Genomic DNA, 19,670 nt, shown 5'->3' with positions numbered 1-19,670 from the left:
CTGGATATGGCGTTTTGTTTGCCTCACTGGCTGCGGGGCAGGGCCGTGATGATCGCCGTGTCGGTGGACACACCGCAGGCCAGACCCGTGGTGTCGCGCGCCGTCACCGTGACCGTATAGCTGCCCGGTGCGGTAAAGCGGTGGGTGTTCAACGCCCCCGATGCCGTCACGCCACCCCCGAAATCCCAATTTATACCAACGCCTTGACCGTCTGCATCCCGTGCGGCACTCGCGTCGAAACGTACCACATCATGGGCGGCGCCGACGGGCACGCTTTGGTCTGGCCCGGCGTCCACAACCGGGGGCGTGTTGACCAGCACCCGGGCCATGTCGGTGCCCATATTGCACTGTGCGCCGCTGTCGTCGGTCACGCTCAGTTGCACGTCAATTGGGCCGGTTGCATCAAATGTGCGCGTCACTTGCGCCCCTTCCAACGTCACTCCGTCGGAAAAGGTCCAGGTCCAGCCCGTGATTGACCCATCAAGATCATTCGAGGCCCCGGCATCAAAACTGACGGTATCGCCCGGGCACACGATCTGATCCGGGCCCGCCAATGCGGTGGGCGCACTGTTGACGCGGGCATAGACCTCTTCGGACCGGCGGCTGTTCAACAGCCCCTTGCCATCGTCAAGCGCCACGGTCACCGGATAAAGCCCGGGTCGCTCAAACCCATGGCTGGCTTGCGCGCCTTCGGCTGTTGTCCCATCGCCGAAACTCCAGGCGACGCTGGTGCCCTGGGGAACATCCACCGCCCAAGGCACAGCGACGCTGGGACACATCTGCCCGGCAACGGCCAGCCCAACCGATGGCGCGGGATTGACCGTTACAGATTGCTCAATCGTGGTGGCCGAATTTCCGACGCCAGCATCATCCATGACTGTAAGGCGCAACGGGTATTCACCCGGCTCTGCATAAGCGTGAGCGACGGCCACGCCGGTGGCGGTGTTGCCATCGCCAAAGTCCCAGGCAAAGCCTGTCAGCGCGCCGTCGGGATCGAAAGAGGCAGAGGCATCAAACACCGCTGCCGCCCCTGTTGCCACGGTGTCCGGCCCGTCGATATTGGCCGTGGGGGCCGCGTTGACCTGCACCTTGCGCTGCGTCTCGATCGTGGAGCATCCCACATTGCCGCCTGCCAGTTCTGTGGTAACGGTCGCGAAATACGCGCCCGGCTCGGCAAAGGTATGATTGACCTCTGCGCCTGTGGCGGTGCCGCCATCGCTGAAGGACCAGCTGTGCGAGATTACGGTCGCGCCGCCCAGATCATCAAGGGTCACGGCAAAGGGTGCGGGCTGGCCCGCCGCCGCTCTTTCAGAGCCTGCGATGGCCTGATCAGGCGCCGCCACGACCTGCACATTGACCGTGTCGGTGTCCAAGGGCGAACAGGCCCCGACCGCATCGCCGGTGATAGTCAGCGTCACGGGGTAGTTGCCGGGCTTGCGGAACCGGTATTCTGGCTTTTCACCGCTTGCGGTGCCACCATCGCCCATCGTCCATTGGAACGCGTTCACAGCGCCGTCGGCATCGGTCGAGCCCGATCCGTCAAAGCGGACGGCTTGGTTGGTACAGACAGTCATGTCCAGGCCCGCATCGGCGATGGGGCCTTCGCGCACGAGGGCGGCAATTCGGTCAATATCACTGCCCCATTCGGTGCCCTTGCCATTGCGCACGCGCAAGGTCACGGGATAGGCGCCCGGGCCTTCATAGATCTTGGTGGGGTTCACCAGATCCGACATCGTGCCGTCCCCGAAATCCCAGCTATAAAGCAGCAGACCCCCATCAGGGTCGAGGCTGTCAGAGGCGTCAAAAAGGATGCTCTCGCCCGAGCAGACATCGCGGTTGCCGCCAGCATCGGCCATGGGCCGCGCGTTGACCACAACTGTGGTCGCATCAATGGCGGTGGCATTGGACAGCCCCGTGCCATCATCCACCCGCAGGGTCACCGGGAAGGTTCCTGAGCGGGGATAAGTATGCGCCACTGTTTGTCCGTAAATGGGGGCAGACCCATCGCCAAAGTCCCATCGGTAGATCAGCGCGTCGCCATCCGCATCCGCCGAAGCCGAGCCGTCAAAGCGCACGCGCAGCACATCGGTCTCGATGTTCGCGCCCGCCTCGGCCACGGGGGCCGAATTGACCCGGATCGTCACATCGCCGCCCGCAGTTGAATTGCTAACGCCCGCATCATCCGTCACCACAAGCTGTGCCGACCATACCCCCGGCACATCAAAGCTGCGCGCGACGCGCGCCGTGGTCTGAGCGGCAAAGCCGTCGTCAAACTCCCACAGGTGGCTGACGATCTGGCCGTCGGGGTCAAAGCTTTGGCTGGCATCCAGTACGACCGGTTCACCCGGTGCAACCAAAAGATCGGCACCGGCTTGGGCCACGGGGGCCGCGTTCACGGTGATGGTGACCTCGCTGTCATCGCGGGCTTCACCACCTTGAAAGCTGTCAAAAACGCTCAGACCAATCCGGTAGGTGCCGGGGGTATCCAGCGCCGTGCTGATGCGTTCGCCGTTCTGGACGCTTCCATCAGGCAGTTGCCATTCATAGCGGCCCAAGCCACCGTCAGGATCAACAGAGGCACGCGCGCTCAGCACAAACTCCTCGCCCGGGGCGACCGTCAGATCGGGGCCGGCATCAGCAATCGGCAGGGCGTTCACCGTGACCCGCATCGTGTCGCGATCGGTGTTGAGGGGCGCACCGCTGGCGTCCCGCACAACCAAGGCCACTTCGTAAACACCTGCGCGTGCATAGGCATGGACAGGGCGCGGCCCGGTGGCCGTACCGCCATCGCCAAAGCGCCACTCATAGCTTGAGATCGTCCCATCGGCATCGGTGGACCCGGTGCCGTCAAACTGCACCTCAGAAGCGGTTACGAATTGATCGGGGCCTGCATTGGCCACGGGGGCCGCGTCCACCACAATCTGTGTTTCGGTCCGCTGGGTGGCAGAGGCCGTGCCGCTGTCATCGGTGACCGTCAGGGCGACGGTATAGACGCCGGGCGTTGTCCAGGCGTAGTTGACAATGGCCCCTTCGCCGATGGCCCCATCCCCGAAATCCCACAGATAGGACAGGATCGCACCGTCCGCATCGCTCGTTTGGCTGCCGTCCAGTTGAGCCGCTTCGCTGACCGATACAGGCCGGTCGGGGATGATGATCGAGGGGGCAGGGGGCGCGTTGATGTCCACACTAAGCGTATCCACCGATTGGCCATTGGCCACGCCACTGTCATCGGTAACGGTCAGGGCCACGTTGTAACGGCCCGGGGCCGTATAGGTGTGCGAGACCTCGGGGCCGGTCAAAACCGTGCCGTCCCCCATGTCCCAGGCATAACTGGCCACAGTGCCGTCCACATCATAGCTGGCAGCCCCACCAAAGCTGAGGGTTTCGCCCGCCTTGGCGGTCTGGTCCGTGCCCGCCTCGGCCACAGGGGCAAAGTTCACGTTTACATCGCGCGTCGCGACGCCAAAGTTGCAGGGATGCAGGCTGTCGTCATTGACGCGCAGCACGACGCGGTACGCGCCAGGGCTGTCATAGGCCTTTTCGGCCCGTGGCCCCTCGACCTGTTCGCCATCGCCAAAGGACCAGACATAGCGGGTGATCGGACTGTCGGATGGTTCAGACCCGGTGCCGTCAAAGGGGATCACCTCGCCCGGTGCTACGGTGATCGCGTCCCCCGGTTGCGCGACCGGAGCGCGGCGCACATGCACAGACACCAGCGTTTCGGCTCCGGCACCGGGGCGTCCGCCATCCTCAAGCACCCGCAGGCGCGCGGCGTAGCGGCCCGGCTCGGCATACATATGCGCAATCACCGGCGCGTCAGAGCTTTGCCCGTCACCAAACTCCCATAGGTAGCGCAGCGGGGCGCGTCCCAGCGACGGGCTGCCATCAAAGGCGACCGAGGAACAGTTGGCCAAGGGCCGCCCGGTGCCAATGGCCTCGGGGCGGGCGGGATCAAGGCTGCGCCGGGGCGGCATCTGCAAGGCCACGGGCGCGCCTGCACCGTCAAAGACGGCGATTGTCACGTCATTGGGGCTCTCGAACCCGCCAGACAGACTGAGGGCGAGGTTGGTATCATCCGTCTCGACGCGGTCCACGGTCCAGAAATCCTGGCCCGAAACGGCAACGGGCAGATCGGCATAGTCGGTCACAACAGACAGATCGCCATTGGCCGCGTCAAAGCTTTGGACGGTGTACGGCCCGCCGATTCCCGTGAATCCGACGCGTGTCGCGGTACCCGCAGCGGTCCATCGGATCGTGGGTTGATAGGCGAATATCTCAAGCCCCTCCGGCGCGCGGTCCCGATCACGGGCGCGACTGACGCCGATGGAAAAGCCGTTGCCGTCGTTGCCCTTAGTGCCTTCCACATCAATGCGGAAATGAGCACGGTCGCCCACCTGTTCGCCTTGCCGCGCGCGCACAGCTCCCAAGGTGACCCATCGGCCATCACTGGACCGGTCGCTGCCATAGGCGCGTTCAATCAAAACCTGACCGGGGCCAGTGACAGGAAATGCGGGCCGTTCGCGCGGGGCGCGTGCGCGGTCGGCGACAATTTCTGGGCGATCAGCGGCGGTAAATGCGCCCTCGCCCCCAAAGACCCGGAACGTGGTTTCAGAGTCGGCAGGCCCGCCATAGGTAAAATCGTCCTGCCCAAAGATTTCAGGATCAAAAAGCCGGACAAAGACGCGGCCGGCCGTATCGGCGGGGATCGAGAAATAGATTTGCTCACGCCGGTCCACATCGCCCTCGCGGGTGGGGGATAGTGCGCCGTAAACCACGATCAGGCCTTCGGGCACGGCCTGTGCGCGGACCGCCCCGGGCGAGGCCAAGACCATAGCTGCACACAAGGCCGCCATCACGCGCTGAAAAACCAAACTCATCCCAATTCCTCCACTGCCTGCCCATCCCCGGACAGACGGTTATTCCTCACCGAAACGCGGCGTTTCCGGCGTAATCCTCGACAATCACTTCGACCAGTTGCAGCGCGCCCGGCTGGGCAGGCAGTGCGGCGCGGCACAGCCCTGCGGCACTGTCGCAGCGCAAGAAACCTTCAAGCTCCTCCGCGCCGACTTGCAAGATGTAGGGAGCCGCTTGACGCAGGCCGCTTTCGTCCGACGCCACCACGACAATCTCGATCGGGCCACTTGCCCCCTGGGGTCGGTTCACCCGGATATCGCCCACGGAAGGCGGCTCGATATCATAGAGTGTTTGCAGCCGCGTTGCAGCTACATTGCCTACCGGGTCGGTTGCCACCAGATCAAAGACGTTTAGACCGGGCGCAAGGCTCAGCACCAGTTCGAACTCGCCTGCATCCAGCGGCACGTCAATGCCGTTCACGGTCATCTGAGCCGCGTCCCCCGCGCTGCCCGTGATGTCGATGTCAGGCAGATCGGTGGCATTGGGCGGTGGGGCGTCAAGGACAATCTCGGGGGCGATCTGGTCTCGGATAACCTCGAATTCCAACGCACCTTCGACAAGGCCGGTGGGCCCAAGAACACCGATTTCATAAGCCGTTGGCGCGACCTCCGCAGGGACAGAGAAACTGATCGCGCCTGCGGTTCCCACAACGGTGCGCAACACATCGCGGCTGCCGGATGTCACAATGACTTCAGCACCTTGGGCGGCAGTCGAGGCGGCAAAGACCGACAATTCGTCTGACCGCGTTGCCAACGCACCGTTCACCCGGGGTAAAGTAGGCGACAGGCTGATGCTGACTTGCGCCGCGGGGCGGTAAATCACTGTTTGGGCCGTCGTGCTTTCGTTGCCTGCAGGGTCCACCGCGCGCAAGGTCAGGATGTTGGGGCCAGGCACGAGGTCAGTGTTCAGGATAAAACTGCCATCGCTGCCCATGGCCACGCGCGCGCCGTTCAATTGAACCAAGGCTTCGGGTTCGGACGCGCCAAGGATTTCGACTGAAGGCTCGGTCACGATCTGCCCGTCGGCAGGCAAAAGCAGGGTCAGGAAGGGCGGCGTGTCATCGACCCGCAGGGTAAAGGATTGCGGCTTGCTCCATTGTCCAGGCAGGCCAAGGCGGTCAAGGGCCGCCACACGCCAATGATAGGTGCGTGGGGGCAGAGGGGCGGTGGCCAGCGCCGTGCCCCGCACGCCCCATTCCGACACTTGCATCTGGTTGAAACCTGGGTCGATGGCCACCTCGACCCAGTACCCTTCGGCCCCGTCAAATTCGGACCATTCCAGTGGCGCAAACCCATCATAAAGCAGCGCTTCGGCAGCCGGGGACCGCAACAGCGGGGCATCCAGTACATCCGCACGCTGGGCGCCTGCATTGGACAGCACAAGCCCCTCATTCTCGCCGATCTGAATGGTCTCTGCGCCAGAGACGACTTCAAGCTGTTCCTGATCATAGTTCACAAAGCGCGCGCCTGAGGCATCATTCTTGATCCAGAAATCACCGGACTTCGTTGTGGTCTCTACGCCGGGGATATCGACCTCAAAGGCGGTCTTGTCCGACAACTGGTTGAGCAGCGCGTAAAAGTCGCCATTCACAAGGCTCACCTTGGTCACTTCGGTGCCGGTCAGCGGGTCCGAACGCATCCGTTGAATTGTGGCATTGGAATTGGCGTTCAGGCGCAAGCGGCTGAGATCGCGAAAAGTTACTTGCGTGGTGCTGTCGGACAAGGTGCGAACCCGTTCAAATTCGACCAGCACGTCGTTCAGATCGCGATCTGACCACCTGGGGTCCTGAGGGGCGCGGCCTTCGACGCTGCCTTGAACGTCGGACACCACAGCCTCGGCAGATTGGTCGCGTTGGGCGACAGAGATGTCGAGCGCTTCGATGGCCAGTGCCGTGGCGATGTCGGAAAAGGACACGACTTCGACCCACTGACCGCTGACGCGCAGACCCACTGCGGTCTCGCGGCTTTGCAAGGCTTCGCCGATTTCCTGCGGGGCAAAAACCTGCGCGCCTTCGGCATTTGCGCGTTGAATGGCGTCCAGCGATTGGGCCAATGCGGCATCGGCGGCACGCACCTGCCGTACGGGCAGTTTCAGCGCAGTGCCCGGCACCACGGCGGCGGGCGTGCTGATCGCGTTCAGTTCAAGGACATAAGGCCACAGATCTGGGTCGTTGAGGTGGCGATCCACGACCCCGCGCAACGTATCGTCCGAGCCGAAAACCACGGTCTCCAACGGTGCGTTCAAATCCGCGGATTGCGCCCAAAGCGGGGCCGAGCAAAGCGACAGGCACATGGCCGTCAGGCCGCGCGCAAACGAGTGTTTATAAAACTTCAAATTGACCACTTGAGATCCCCCAGGATTGGCCAAACCAAAAAAATTGTATGGTTAATGGGACAAGTTTTTAGGCGTCTCGGACAATACGCAAGTCATATTTACCTGACTTGCGTGTTGGGTCGCGCATCGGCGCAAAGTCTTGTGCCAACTGGTGAATTGTTTCGCGAAACGCGACGATCATGGCGATGTGCATCGTGAAAAAGCGAATCACTGCACGCGGGAAGCGTCTGTTTTTTCGAATAAATTTTCAATTTATACGCGTATTTCCGTATGGCTGTCCGAGTCACGCACCCGTTCGGCCGGGCTCTTTCGCCGGGCTGTTGACCGCCTTTGCCATTGACAGGATGGGCCATGGTCGCGTTCATGATCTGAACTTTCAGGGAGGACCAAAACCATGATGAAAACCCGCGCCGCCGTCGCCGTTGCCGCTGGCAAACCGCTTGAAATCATGGAGGTCAATCTGGACGGTCCCCGCAAGGGCGAAGTGCTGGTCGAGATCAAGGCCACGGGCCTGTGCCATACAGACGAATTCACCCGCTCCGGCGACGATCCCGAGGGCATCTTTCCCGCTATTCTGGGCCATGAGGGCGCGGGCGTGGTGCTGGAAGTGGGCGAGGGCGTCACCACCCTCGAAGTGGGCGATCACGTGATCCCCCTCTACACCCCCGAATGCCGTGAATGCGAATATTGCCTGTCGGGCAAAACCAACCTTTGTCAGAAAATCCGGGTGACCCAGGGCCAGGGCCTTTTGCCCGATGGCACGACCCGTTTTTCAATGCTGGATGGCACGCCGATCCACCACTACATGGGTTGTTCAACCTTCGCCAATCACACGGTTGTGCCCGAGATTGCGCTGGCCAAGGTCCGCAAGGACGCACCCTTTGACAAAATCTGCTATATCGGGTGCGGCGTGACCACAGGCATCGGTGCCGTCATCAATACCGCCAAGGTCGAGATCGGCGCGCGCTGCGTTGTCTTTGGTCTGGGTGGCATCGGCCTGAACGTGATCCAGGGCCTGCGCCTTGCCGGGGCGGATCAGATCGTGGGCGTGGACCTGAACGACGACAAGGAAGAAACCGGCCGCTATTTCGGCATGACCGATTTCGTAAACCCCAAGAATGTTGACGGCGACATGGTCGCCCATCTGGTCGAGCTGACGGGCGGTGGTGCAGACTATTCGTTCGACGCGACGGGCAACACGACCGTGATGCGTCAAGCGCTCGAGGCCGCGCACAAAGGCTGGGGTGAAAGCATCATCATCGGCGTGGCACCGGCGGGGGCGGAAATTTCGACCCGCCCCTTCCAGTTGGTGACGGGCCGCGTCTGGCGCGGAACCGCCTTTGGCGGGGCCAAAGGGCGCACCGACGTGCCCAAGATCGTGGACTGGTACATGGACGGCAAGATCGAGATCGACCCGATGATCACGCACAAGCTGACCCTGGACGAGATCAACCACGGTTTCGATCTGATGCACGAGGGCAAATCGATCCGGGCCGTCGTCGAGTTCTGAGACACCCCCGTTTCTGAAAACAAACCACTGAGCGTTTCGGCGGTCAGTGGCCCACGCACTGGCGGGCTATCGCCCAATCGGCTGCGCCGCGCGGTGTTTACGCAACGTGCATGTTTCCCCCGCTATTATTTCGCTTAAATTTGCAGCAACGCAGAGCGGTGAAGGCAGGGCATGAAACTATCGGTGAATGGCACAGATCACGAGGTGGATGTCGAGGATGACATGCCTCTGTTGTGGGTCCTGCGGGATGAGCTGAACATCAAGGGTGTAAAATATGGCTGTGGGGTTGCAGCCTGCGGGGCCTGCACCGTGCATATCGACGGGGTTGCGGTACGCTCTTGTCAGGTGTCGGCGGCGGATGTCGATGGCCGCGTTACAACCATCGAAGGGTTGGGCACGCCCGAGGCACTGCACGCGATTCAGGCGGCATGGATCGCGCATCAGGTGGCCCAATGCGGTTATTGTCAGTCTGGCCAGATGATGCAGGCCGCGGCACTTTTGTCCGAAATCCCTGACCCCAGCGATACCGATATTGATGAGGCGTTGCGCGGCAACCTGTGCCGATGCGGCACCTATCTGCGCATTCACGCAGCCATCAAAACCGCCGCTGCCGCATTGAGGACCAACTGAGATGGGCCGCGCCCGTACGATCGCCCGCCGCAGTTTTCTCGTCGGCTCTGCCGCAATCGCGGGGGGCGTGGCCTTTGGCTACTATGCCTACAAACGTCCAGCAGAGAACCCGCTGTTGGATGGGTTAGCCGAGGGCGCGGCGGCCTTGACCCCCTATGTCAAAATCGACGGCTCTGGCATCACCTTGATTACGCCGCGCGCAGATAGCGGGCAGGGGGCCTATTCGGTTCAAGCGGCCCTGATCGCCGAAGAACTGGATGTGACCCTCGATCAGGTCACGGTTGATCCCGGTACGCCAAGCCCCGCCTACTACAACACAGCGCTTGCCGCCGACGCCGCCCCGTTTCGGCCCACGGACGAAAGGTTCGTGGCCGAAAGCGCCCGCAATGTGATCGATGTGATGATGAAATTCCTCGGCATGCAGATTACTGGCGGGTCAACCACGGTCCCCGACAGCTATGAAAAGCTGCGCATGGCCGGTGCCGTGGCCCGCGAAACCCTCAAACGCGCAGCGGCGCAGCAAACGGGGCTGGATGTTGCACAGCTGAAAACGGCGCAAGGTCAGGTGGAACTGCCGGATGGTCGTGTGATCCCCTATACTGACTTGGCGCCTATGGCCGCAAAGCTGACTCCGGTGACGGGGGTCGCTTTGCGCGACCCAAGCACCTGGCGGCTCGTTGGAAAATCGATGCAGCGCACTGACATCATTGCGAAATCCACTGGCACACAGGCCTATGGGATCGACTTTGAGATGGCCGGGATGTTACACGCCAGCGTGCGTACCAATCCACGGCGCGGCGGGGTGATGAACGGTTTTGACGCCTCTGCCGTTCAGAACATGCGCGGTGTGGTGGATGTGGTTCAGATCACTGGCGGTGTGGCCGTTTTGGCCGACAACACGTGGCGGGCGATCCAGGCGGTTGAAGCAATCGAGATTGATTGGGGGCCGGCCCCCTATCCCGCCGAGATCGCCGGGCACTGGCAAGCGCTTTCAGACAGCTTTGACGCGGCACTTCGTGACAGCAGACGGCGCGATACAGGCGACGTTGACGCGGCACTTTCCGGGGCGAACCTGATCGAGGCAGAATACCGCGCCCCCTATCTGGCCCATGCCCCGCTTGAACCGACCTCGGCCACCGTTCTGGTTGGCGAGGACCGGATCGATATTTGGGCGGGTACGCAAATTCCGCGCCTTGTGCAACGCAACGTGGCGGCCTTGACGGGGCTCGACATGGAAAACGTACATGTCCACGGTCAGGTGATGGGCGGCAGCTTTGGCCTCCGGCTTGAGGATCGCGCCATTCGCGAAGCCACGGAAATCGCGCTGCAAAGACCGGGTGTGCCGATCAAGCTGACCTATAGCCGCGAAGAGGACACGACCCATGACGATACGCGCCAGATCGCTATGGCGCGCGGGCGCGGTACTGTCCGCGACGGCCGGGTCGAGGCGTTTGATCTGGGCATCGCAATGCCCTCGATCATCGCCAGCCAGATGGGGCGACAGGGCCTGACCATGCCGGGCCCGGACATGCAAATCGTGGCGGGTGCGTGGGATCAACCCTTTGCAATCCCGAACTACCGCGTGTCGGGCTACCGCGCGCCAGAGCTTGCGCCGATCTCGTCCTGGCGGGCGGTTGGCGCATCAACCAACGGGTTTTTCCATGACGTGTTTCTCGACGAATTGATCCATGCAGCCGGGGCCGATCCCATGGCTGAACGGATACGCCTGTGCTGGCACGACCCATCGCGCAAAGCGCTTGAGGCCGTGGCCGAGATGTCGAATTGGGGCAGCGCGCTTGCGCCAAATACGGGGCGCGGGGTGGCGTTCTGCCTGTCTTTTGGCGTGCCGACGGCCGAAGTGATCGAGGTCACGGCCACCGATGACGGCATTCGCATCGACAAGGTCTGGGTCGCGGCCGAGGTTGGGCGGGTTGTCGACCCGGACATGTTCGAGAACGTGGTGCAGGGCGGAATAATCTGGGCATTGGGTCACGCCATGAACTCTGAAGTGACATATTTCGACGGCCAGATCGACCAACGAAATTACTATGATTTCGAAGGGATGCGACATGATCAGACACCGCTGATCGAAGTGCGCGGATTGGAAAACGGGGACGCTGTGCGCGGGATCGGTGAGCCGATGGTGCCGCCCGCCTCTGCGGCACTGTCCAACGCGATCTTTGCCGCAACCGGGCAGCGGATCCGTGAGATGCCGATGAACCGGTTCATCGATTTCGCCTAAAGGAATTAGCGCCGCCACAAGGCGCGGCTCTGCCTCGCCTCTTTTAGCTTGGACAGAGATGATGTCAGATTGTATACGATATGTATTCAATCCGAGTCGCACATGTCCGCCACCGCAAAAACAATCGCCTATGACACGCTGGCCTCCGGCATTCTGACGCTTGATCTCGTGCCGGGTGCGGATTTGGACGAGGCGCGGCTTTGCGCCGAGTACGGCCTATCGCGTACGCCCATGCGCGAGGTGTTGCGGCAATTGGCAGGCGAGGGCTATGTCACCCTGCGCCAGAACCGGGGCGCACAGGTGTCCGAGATGTCGCACACGTCACTCAGGGCGTTTTTCATGGCAGCCCCAATGGTTTACAGCGCGATCTTGCAGCTGGCGGCCACCCATCGCACAGCCTCGCAATTGACAGCATTGCAAACCGCTCAAGACGTGTTCTGCAACGCCCTGAACGGCGGAACAGCGGCAGACCGCGCCTTGGCCAACATCCAGTTTCACCGCGTCACCGGTGACATGGCCGATAACCCCTATCTCAGTCCCAGTTTCAACCGGCTGCTGCTGGATCATGCGCGGATTTCCATGACATTCTACCGGCCCGGCGATCCCGCACAGGCCGAAAACGTGGACCTCGCGCGCGCGCAACACGATGCCATCATCGCTGCCATCACCGACCGCGATGCTGCGCGCGCGGGCGCGATAGCTGAGGATCATTGGCAGCTCTCGCGCCACCAGATCGAACAATTTGTGATGCCCGGGGCGCTCGACGTGCCCTTGGGCACAGCCGTGTAAGGAGGGCCCATATGGCGCCGCGCATGACCTTCAACGGGATCTACACCCCCGTCGTCACCCCGTTCAACGCCGATTATTCGCTCAATGACAAGGCTTTGGAAGACGTTCTTGAACGGCTGATACAAGCGGGCGTTCATGGCGTGATCTCGGGCGGTTCCACAGGCGAAAACTATGCCATGACCGTGGCAGAACGTTTGGACGTGGCCCAAAAAACCGTACAGATCGTGGCGGGGCGCGTCCCGGTAATCATGGGCACCGGGGCCATGCTGCCCGCCGATTCCATAGCGCTTGCGACAGGCGCAGCCAAGATGGGCGCAGACGCGCTTTTGGTGGCGACCCCGCCCTATGCCGTCCCGACTGAGCGTGAGAATGCGCTCAACACCCTGGCCATTGACCGGGCCGCTGACCTGCCCGTGATGCTCTATAACTATCCCGGTCGCATGGGCGTGAACATGGGCGAGGAATTCCTCGACCGTGTGGGCCGCAGCCACAACATCTGCGCCATCAAGGAAAGTTCCGGCGATATCAACCGGGTACACCTCTTGGCCCGCGATTACCCACATATCCAGATGTGCTGCGGGATGGATGACCAGGCCCTCGAATTCTTTGCATGGGGCGCGCAAAGCTGGGTCTGCGGCGGCTCGAATTTCCTGCCGGAAGAACATATCGCGCTGTGGCGGGCCTGCGTGGTCGAAGGGGACTTTACCAAGGGCCGGCGCATCATGTCAGCCATGATGCCGCTGATGCGGGTGCTCGAGCAGGGCGGCAAATTTGTGCAATCCATCAAATACGGCGTCACCTTTCAGGGTATCGACACAGGCGCTATACGACCGCCGCTCAAGGCCTTGAACAAAGACGATAAACGCGGCCTCGAACAGGTGATCCGCGTGCTGAAAACCACCATCGCCGCCATTGAACAGGAGGGTTGAGCCATGACGCTGTTGACTGCCGAGGAATACCGAGCCATCGCTGCCGATCTGACCCCGCCCACCACCGCTTATATCGACGGCGGATACCGCCCAGCGATCTCTGGCAAGACCTTTGACAGTATCAATCCCGCCACGGGTGCCGTGATTGCCCAAGTCTCCGCCTGTGGACCCGAAGATGTGGATGTGGCTGTGGCCAAGGCGCGCGAGGCGTTCGATGACGGACGCTGGTCGCGCCTGCACCCGTCGGAGCGCAAGAACGTCCTGATCCGACTGGCCAAGTTGATGACGCGCAACGCCCGCGAACTCGCCGTGCTGGAAAGCATCGACAGCGGTAAGACTATCGTCGACTGCGAAACCGTCGACGTGCCCGAAACGATCCAATGCATCAAGTGGCACGCGGAAGCTATTGATAAGATATATGATTCCGTTTCACCAGCGTCCGACGACCACATCGCAATGGTGGTACGTGAACCCGTGGGCGTTGTGGGTCTTGTCCTGCCCTGGAACTTCCCCTTGTTGATGCTGGCCTGGAAGATCGGGCCCGCTCTTGCCTCCGGCTGTTCCGTTGTTCTGAAACCCGCAGAAGAGACATCGTTGACCGCATTGCGCGTGGCGGAACTGGCCACCGAAGCGGGCGTGCCCCGCGGTGTATTCAACGTGGTGCCGGGCCTTGGCCCCGAAGTGGGTGAACCGATGGGTCGCCACATGGATATCGACATGGTCAGCTTCACAGGTTCAACCCAAACGGGGATGAAGTTCCTGGGCTATGCCGCTGAATCCAATGCCAAAGAGGTTGTGCTTGAGATGGGAGGCAAGAACCCGTGCATCGTCATGGACGACGCCGAAAACATCGACCGTGTGGCCCAGCATGTCGTCAATGGGGCCTTCTGGAACATGGGCGAAAACTGCTCGGCCATTTCGCGTTTGATTGTGCATGAGGACGTGAAGGATGCGCTGTTGGACCGCATTACCACCCATTTGAAACATTGGCCCGTTGGCGATCCGCTGGACCCGGAAAGCCGTCAGGGCGCGTTGGTAAGCCGCGCGCATACTGCCAAAGTCTGTAGCTATCTCGATCAGATAGACACGGCGATTGTGGGTGGCACGGCGGATGGGTCATTTGTTTCGCCAACAATCGTGGAAACAACGCCGGATAACCCTTTGTCTCAGGACGAGATTTTCGGCCCTATCCTTGCTGTGATCCCGGTTCGTTCTTTTGATGAGGCGATTTCGGTGGCCAATGACACGGCGTATGGTTTGTGCGCCTCAATCTTTACCGCCAATGCAAAACGGGCCATCCGCGGCGCGCGGATGCTGCGCGCAGGCACTGTGACGGTCAACAGCTATGGTGAGGGCGATATTTCTACCCCGTTCGGCGGGATGAAGCAGTCGGGCTTTGGCGGGCGCGACAATGGGGTACAGGCCCATGACCAATATACCCAGATCAAAACCATCTGGATCGATTTGACGGATGATGCCGATGAGGCGGTGGAGTGAACTATACCGCGCGACGATTGCCGTCGCATCGCGGCCCTGCCGCTTGGGCAGAGTTGTTGAAGAATGCGCCGCAATATCCTCTTTTGGAGGATAAAATCACCGCTGATATTGCCGTCATTGGCGCGGGATTTGCGGGCCTCTCAGCGGTTCGCCGCATCCTGCAATTGGATCCTTCCGCGCGCGTTGTTCTGCTTGAGGCCGGGTGTATTGCTCAGGGGGCGGCAGGCCGGAATTCCGGCTTTATGATTGATCTGCCGCATGATCTGGCATCGGATGATTATGCAGGGTCTGGCGACGATGAAATGCTGGTCACGTTGAACAGGCACGCCATCCGCTTTGCCGCGCAAGCTGTTGAAGACTATCAGATCATTTCGGATTTCTTTGATCCTGTGGGCAAGGTGAACGGCGCTGCAACCCATCAAGGGGACGCACATAATCGCAGCTATGCGGCGCATCTGACGGCCCTTGGGGAGCGTTCGGAATGGCTCGATGCCCAAGCGATGCAGGATTTGACAGGGTCGAGGCACTACCGATCGGGCTTATACACGCCGGGTACCGTTATGCTGCAACCGGCGGGCTATGTGCGCGGGCTTGCGCAGGGCTTGAACAAGGCGGCACAAATACATGAAAACACGCCGGTTTTGTCGATACGGCGTGCAGGCGCCGGATGGCGGCTCAAAACGCCAAAGGGGCAGGTTGATGCGGGCCGGGTGATCACTGCTGTCAATGGGCATTTGGAAAGCTTTGGGATCGCAAAGGGGCGCTTGCTCCAACTGTTTTTGTTCGCATCCATGTCCGAGGAATTGGGGGCCGAGGCCCGTGCAGCCTTGGGCGGTGCGCCGCGCTGGGGTGTGACGCCCGCTGATCCCATGGGCACGACCATGCGTCGGATTGATCCCGGACAGGGTGGGCATCGGATCGTCACGCGCACAGCGGCGGTGGTGCGTCCTGGCCTTAAGCCGCATGAACGTGATCTCAAGCGCGCCGCGCACATGCATCGGCTGAAATTTGCAGAGCGTTTTCCGCAACTTGCATCCGTGCGCCAGGCTTATGTCTGGGGTGGCCATCTCTGCCTCAGCTTGAACAGCGTGGCCCACGCGCGTGAAGTTGAGGACGGTTTCTTTAGTGCTTGCGTTCAAAATGGGCTGGGCACCGCACGTGGCACACTCACCGGAATTGCCGCGGCAGAGCGCGCCTGTGGCGCAGCCTCTGACGTCACCGCGTTCTTTGATGCGGAGGCCGAATTGAAACGTTTGCCACCGCAGCCCTTCGCAACATTAGGCGCTAACGCCGTTCTCCGATGGAAAGAGTGGCGTGCGGGAGCAGAGTAATATTGATAAACACGCAATTTTATACCTTTTGCTCACAAGCCTTCGGCTCAAAATTCCATTTTCCTTTGATTATCTGAGGATATCCACAGCCCGCTTGGCTTTATCCACACCACTCAATAATCTTGGTTCAGAGCATCTTCAGCAGGGATTTCGCGTTCGCGTCGGTCGATATAGGCACGCAACTCTTCGTCCTTTGCCTGATCCAGTTTTGGCTCCTCATAAGCCTGCAAAAGCTTAACAGCGTGGTCCAAAGCGCGTTTTGTGATCTCGACCGAACCTTCGGCCTGCCATTGTTCGATGGAATTGTTGTCGAAAAGCTCGGGCATGAAAAACGCGGTCTGAAAGTTCTCTTGCGTGTGGGGATGGCCAAGGTAGTGCCCGCCTGGGCCAATGTCGGACACGGCTGAAAGGGCGGTGTCGAAATCCTCCCATTTCAACCCCTCGGCCATGCGGTAGGCCATCGCGCATTGCTCGGCGTCGACGATGAATTTGGCAACCGAACAGTGCATCCCCGCCTCGTTCCATCCCGCGGAATGCCAGATGTAATTGGCCCCCGCATGCATGACCGCCGACAGGGTCGTGGCGCTCTCATATCCCGCTTGCGCGTCAAAGGTTTTGGCCCCGCCAAGCGTATTCGACGTCCGCCAGGGCACATCATAGAACCGCGCCATCTGACCAATCATGAAGTTCATCATCGAAATCTCGGGTGTGCCTGCCATGGGCGCGCCGGACTTCATCGAAACAGTCGACAAATAGTGCCCATAGATCGCAGGCGCACCGCGTCGGATCACCTGGGTATAGGCCAGCGCGCTCAGCGCCTCGGCGTTCAGCTGCGCCACCGAGGCGGCCACTGACGCAGGCGTATTGGCCCCGCCCAGAACAAAGGGCGAGCACAGCACCGGCTGGTTCCGCCGACAAAAGGCCCGCATCGCGCCCAGCATCGTTTCATCCCAAACCAGCGGCGAATTTCCGTTGCAATTGCCGGTGGTTACCGGGTGATCCTCCATGAAGGCTTCACCAAAAAGAATGGCGCACATATCCATCACATCCTCGGCGTTTTTGGGGCTGGTCGTCATCCCCATGAAGGTTTTGTCAGAGTGTTTCATCGACGAATAAGTGATCCGCAGATGCCGGTGACTTATCGGGTGATCGTAAGGTTCCACGATGTGATGGGCCGAGGAATGCAGGGCGGGCATCACGTGGCTGAGCTTGTGAAACATGGCCAGGTCGGCCATCAGCGGATTGCGTCGTTTGTCCTCAAGATCACGCAAAAACGGCGCGCCGGTCATGGGCACAAAGATGCTGTGCCGCCCGCCAAGGCGGACGTTTTTGCGCGGGTCGCGGGCGTGGTAAGTAAAATCAGACGGAATCGTCGCGATGAGGTCACGCACAAGGCCGCGATCAAGGTAAACCGTCTCGCCCACGACCTTGGCACCGGCTGCTTTCCAGTCTGCCAGCGCAATGTCGTCGCGAAACACGACGCCTACATTTTCCAGAATATCCATGGAGGCTGCATCGATCCGCTCGACCTGTGACCCATCCATGATCTCGCACCAGGGCAGGGTGTTCTTCAGCCCCGGCAACATCGCCACATTCGGCGCGCTGCGCAGGGCACGGCGGCTGGCCCGCCCGCCGGAACGGCTGCGTGTTTCGGTCATGATGATCCCTCCCGCTTCTTGGTTGAGAGGGAGTGAACGGCATGTCAGAAAGATTAACGCGCCCGAGGGCGAAGCAAGTTGCCCCAGAGCGACCTGTCATGCGATTTGCGCTGTGGTCAGGCCCCCGCAGCGCTTGTGACTAGGCCCAGACCAGACAAAGCCCGAATATGCGCAATCACTTCATCCACGCCGGTGCCGTGCCGCAGCGCCGCAAACACAAAGGGTCTGTCGCCGCGCATCCGGGCCGCATCGCGCTGCATCACCTCAAGTGAGGCACCGACATGAGGCGCAAGATCGGTCTTGTTGATGACCAGCAGGTCGGATTTCGTGATCGCGGGGCCGCCCTTGCGCGGGATTTCCTCGCCTGCCGCCACGTCGATGACATAAAGAGTGATATCCGCCAGTTCGGGAGAGAAAGTGGCCGACAGGTTGTCGCCGCCAGACTCGATCAGAATCGCCTCGACCTCAGGGTGTCGCGCACGCATTTCTGCGACGGCCGCCAGGTTGATCGAGGCATCCTCGCGGATCGCGGTATGCGGGCAGCCACCCGTTTCGACCCCGATAATCCGGTCGCGCGGCAAAATCTGGCGACGCATTAGTTCCTCGGCATCTTCCTGGGTATAGATGTCGTTCGTGATCACCCCGATGGAGTGCTGGTCTTTCAACGCCTGCGCCAGGGCGGCCGTCAGCGTTGTCTTTCCGGCACCGACGGGTCCGCCGATACCGATGCGAAGGGGGCCATTTAACTGAGTCATGTGCGAAAGATCCTCGGTTGCAGGGTTTCGTGCCGCATTGCCGCAATATCGGCGGCAAAGCTGGTGGAGGTCAGGTCATCAAGCGTGCTGCTTTGCGCCATCGTTGCCGTGGCTGTCAGGTGCGGCGTCAGCGCGGCCAGCACCTTTTGTCCGTCTGTCTGGCCCAGTGGCAGGGCGCGTTGGGCCACAGACACAAGGTTGCCCGCAAAGGCCTGAAGGTAAAGCGGCAGCGTGTCAGGCAGGGGGATGTGCATCACGCGCGCGGCGGCCCCGACGGCCACCGGGTAGGTCAGCCGATCAAGGTCCAGTTCCCAGACTGCACGCGCCGCGTCGCAAAAGGCCGCCCCTTGCAGGTCGGTTTCCTTCAGCCGTTCGGCGCTGGCAGCAAAGGCGCGGGCGGTTGCGTCAACCGTGCCGGGCGCTTCCGCCCGGTACGCAGCCGCCAGCAGGATCGCATCAGCCCGACCCGACCCATGGGTGACAAGCGCCGTCAACCATGCCTCCAGCGTGTCTGCGCCCTTTACCGCCCCGTCCGCAATCGCCTGCTCAAGCCCATGGGAATAGGCAAAAGCCCCCACCGGAAAGGCGGGCGACAGCCATTGCATCAAAGTCAGCGCGTGGCTCATGTGTGAGAATGGCTGTGGTCGTGGCCATGGGTGCGTCCGTGCCCATATGCGCCGCCCTCGGGGGTAAAGGGTTCGATCACATCGCGCACATCGGCCCCGATTTTTGCCAGCATATCGGCCATCACATGATCCCGTTGGATCAAAAGACGCTCGTCTTCGATCTGACAGGGGGTATGCCGATTGCCGACATGCCAGGCGATGCGGTGCAGGGAAGGCCCGGTGACGGATAACAGCGGTTCGGGCGCGGCCTCGATCCGGATTTCGGTTTTGTGCGAGGTGATCAACACACCACCATGGTTCAGCGACGTGGTCTGCGGCAGGTCCACCAAAAGCGGCGTGCCAGAGGCCAGCGTCAGCACCTTGCGCCGCAAGAACCGGTCTTCATAGGTGAGCGAAACGTGGTCCGCGGGCGCGCCATGCCCGTGGTCGTGATAGTGCTGCGCGGTCAACATGGG

The 19,670-nt window shown here is 61.3% G+C and carries 14 protein-coding genes; 7 read left to right on the top strand and 7 right to left on the bottom strand.

Annotated features, from left to right (window positions below):
* Window positions 1–23 precede the first annotated feature (23 nt).
* The 3 genes from Q1A44_RS11100 to Q1A44_RS11090 all read right to left on the bottom strand — a co-directional run bounded on the left by Q1A44_RS11100 (window position 24) and on the right by Q1A44_RS11090 (window position 7,459).
* A complete protein-coding gene (locus tag Q1A44_RS11100; RefSeq protein ID WP_299624498.1) occupies window positions 24–4,877 on the bottom strand; it encodes a PKD domain-containing protein in 4,854 nt (1,617 codons plus the stop codon).
* 46 nt (window positions 4,878–4,923) lie between these two features.
* Window positions 4,924–7,206 carry a FecR domain-containing protein gene (locus Q1A44_RS11095; RefSeq protein ID WP_299624495.1) on the bottom strand — a complete coding sequence of 761 codons (2,283 nt, stop codon included), beginning with the start codon at window positions 7,204–7,206 and terminating at the stop codon, window positions 4,924–4,926.
* A gap of 109 nt (window positions 7,207–7,315) precedes the next feature.
* Window positions 7,316–7,459, bottom strand: a complete 144-nt coding sequence (locus tag Q1A44_RS11090; protein WP_299624492.1) for a hypothetical protein — start codon at window positions 7,457–7,459, stop codon at window positions 7,316–7,318.
* A gap of 186 nt (window positions 7,460–7,645) precedes the next feature.
* Here Q1A44_RS11090 and Q1A44_RS11085 point away from each other — a divergent pair, with 186 nt between their 5' ends.
* The 7 genes from Q1A44_RS11085 (at window position 7,646) to Q1A44_RS11055 (ending at window position 16,176) form a co-directional block, all read left to right on the top strand.
* On the top strand, window positions 7,646–8,758 hold the full coding sequence (locus Q1A44_RS11085; RefSeq protein ID WP_299625210.1) for an S-(hydroxymethyl)glutathione dehydrogenase/class III alcohol dehydrogenase: 1,113 nt from the start codon (window positions 7,646–7,648) through the stop codon (window positions 8,756–8,758).
* A gap of 171 nt (window positions 8,759–8,929) precedes the next feature.
* Entirely contained in the window at window positions 8,930–9,388 is a 459-nt protein-coding gene (locus tag Q1A44_RS11080; protein ID WP_299624489.1) for a (2Fe-2S)-binding protein, read from the top strand.
* Between the two features lies 1 nt (window position 9,389).
* Window positions 9,390–11,630 carry a molybdopterin cofactor-binding domain-containing protein gene (locus Q1A44_RS11075; RefSeq protein WP_299624486.1) on the top strand — a complete coding sequence of 747 codons (2,241 nt, stop codon included), beginning with the start codon at window positions 9,390–9,392 and terminating at the stop codon, window positions 11,628–11,630.
* Window positions 11,631–11,732: 102 nt separating this feature from the next.
* The gene (locus Q1A44_RS11070) at window positions 11,733–12,419 is read left to right on the top strand and encodes a GntR family transcriptional regulator (RefSeq protein WP_299624483.1); all 687 of its coding nucleotides are present in this window, start codon (window positions 11,733–11,735) and stop codon (window positions 12,417–12,419) included.
* Window positions 12,420–12,442: 23 nt separating this feature from the next.
* The gene (locus Q1A44_RS11065) at window positions 12,443–13,348 is read left to right on the top strand and encodes a dihydrodipicolinate synthase family protein (RefSeq protein ID WP_299625208.1); all 906 of its coding nucleotides are present in this window, start codon (window positions 12,443–12,445) and stop codon (window positions 13,346–13,348) included.
* A gap of 3 nt (window positions 13,349–13,351) precedes the next feature.
* Window positions 13,352–14,845 (top strand): aldehyde dehydrogenase, encoded by a 1,494-nt coding sequence (locus Q1A44_RS11060; protein ID WP_299624480.1) that lies wholly within the window; start codon window positions 13,352–13,354, stop codon window positions 14,843–14,845.
* Window positions 14,842–16,176: an FAD-binding oxidoreductase gene (locus Q1A44_RS11055; RefSeq protein WP_299624477.1), complete on the top strand. Its 1,335-nt coding sequence runs from the start codon at window positions 14,842–14,844 to the stop codon at window positions 16,174–16,176. The genes Q1A44_RS11060 and Q1A44_RS11055 overlap by 4 nt, the downstream gene beginning before the upstream one ends.
* Before the next feature lie 113 nt (window positions 16,177–16,289).
* Here Q1A44_RS11055 and Q1A44_RS11050 read toward each other — a convergent pair whose 3' ends face one another.
* The 4 genes from Q1A44_RS11050 to Q1A44_RS11035 all read right to left on the bottom strand — a co-directional run bounded on the left by Q1A44_RS11050 (window position 16,290) and on the right by Q1A44_RS11035 (window position 19,667).
* On the bottom strand, window positions 16,290–17,834 hold the full coding sequence (locus tag Q1A44_RS11050) for a trimethylamine methyltransferase family protein (RefSeq protein WP_299624474.1): 1,545 nt from the start codon (window positions 17,832–17,834) through the stop codon (window positions 16,290–16,292).
* Between the two features lie 116 nt (window positions 17,835–17,950).
* Window positions 17,951–18,589 carry an urease accessory protein UreG gene (gene ureG / locus Q1A44_RS11045; protein ID WP_299624471.1) on the bottom strand — a complete coding sequence of 213 codons (639 nt, stop codon included), beginning with the start codon at window positions 18,587–18,589 and terminating at the stop codon, window positions 17,951–17,953.
* Window positions 18,586–19,215 carry an urease accessory protein UreF gene (locus Q1A44_RS11040; RefSeq protein WP_299624468.1) on the bottom strand — a complete coding sequence of 210 codons (630 nt, stop codon included), beginning with the start codon at window positions 19,213–19,215 and terminating at the stop codon, window positions 18,586–18,588. Before Q1A44_RS11040 ends, ureG begins: the two co-directional genes overlap by 4 nt.
* A complete protein-coding gene (locus tag Q1A44_RS11035) occupies window positions 19,212–19,667 on the bottom strand; it encodes an urease accessory protein UreE (protein ID WP_299624465.1) in 456 nt (151 codons plus the stop codon). The genes Q1A44_RS11040 and Q1A44_RS11035 overlap by 4 nt, the downstream gene beginning before the upstream one ends.
* Window positions 19,668–19,670 lie beyond the last annotated feature (3 nt).

Origin of the sequence: uncultured Tateyamaria sp., assembly GCF_947503705.1 — a bacterium.
Classification (GTDB): domain Bacteria; phylum Pseudomonadota; class Alphaproteobacteria; order Rhodobacterales; family Rhodobacteraceae; genus Tateyamaria.
The sequence above is the reverse complement of the archived record's forward strand: the minus strand, read 5'-3'. Positions and strand labels throughout refer to the sequence as shown.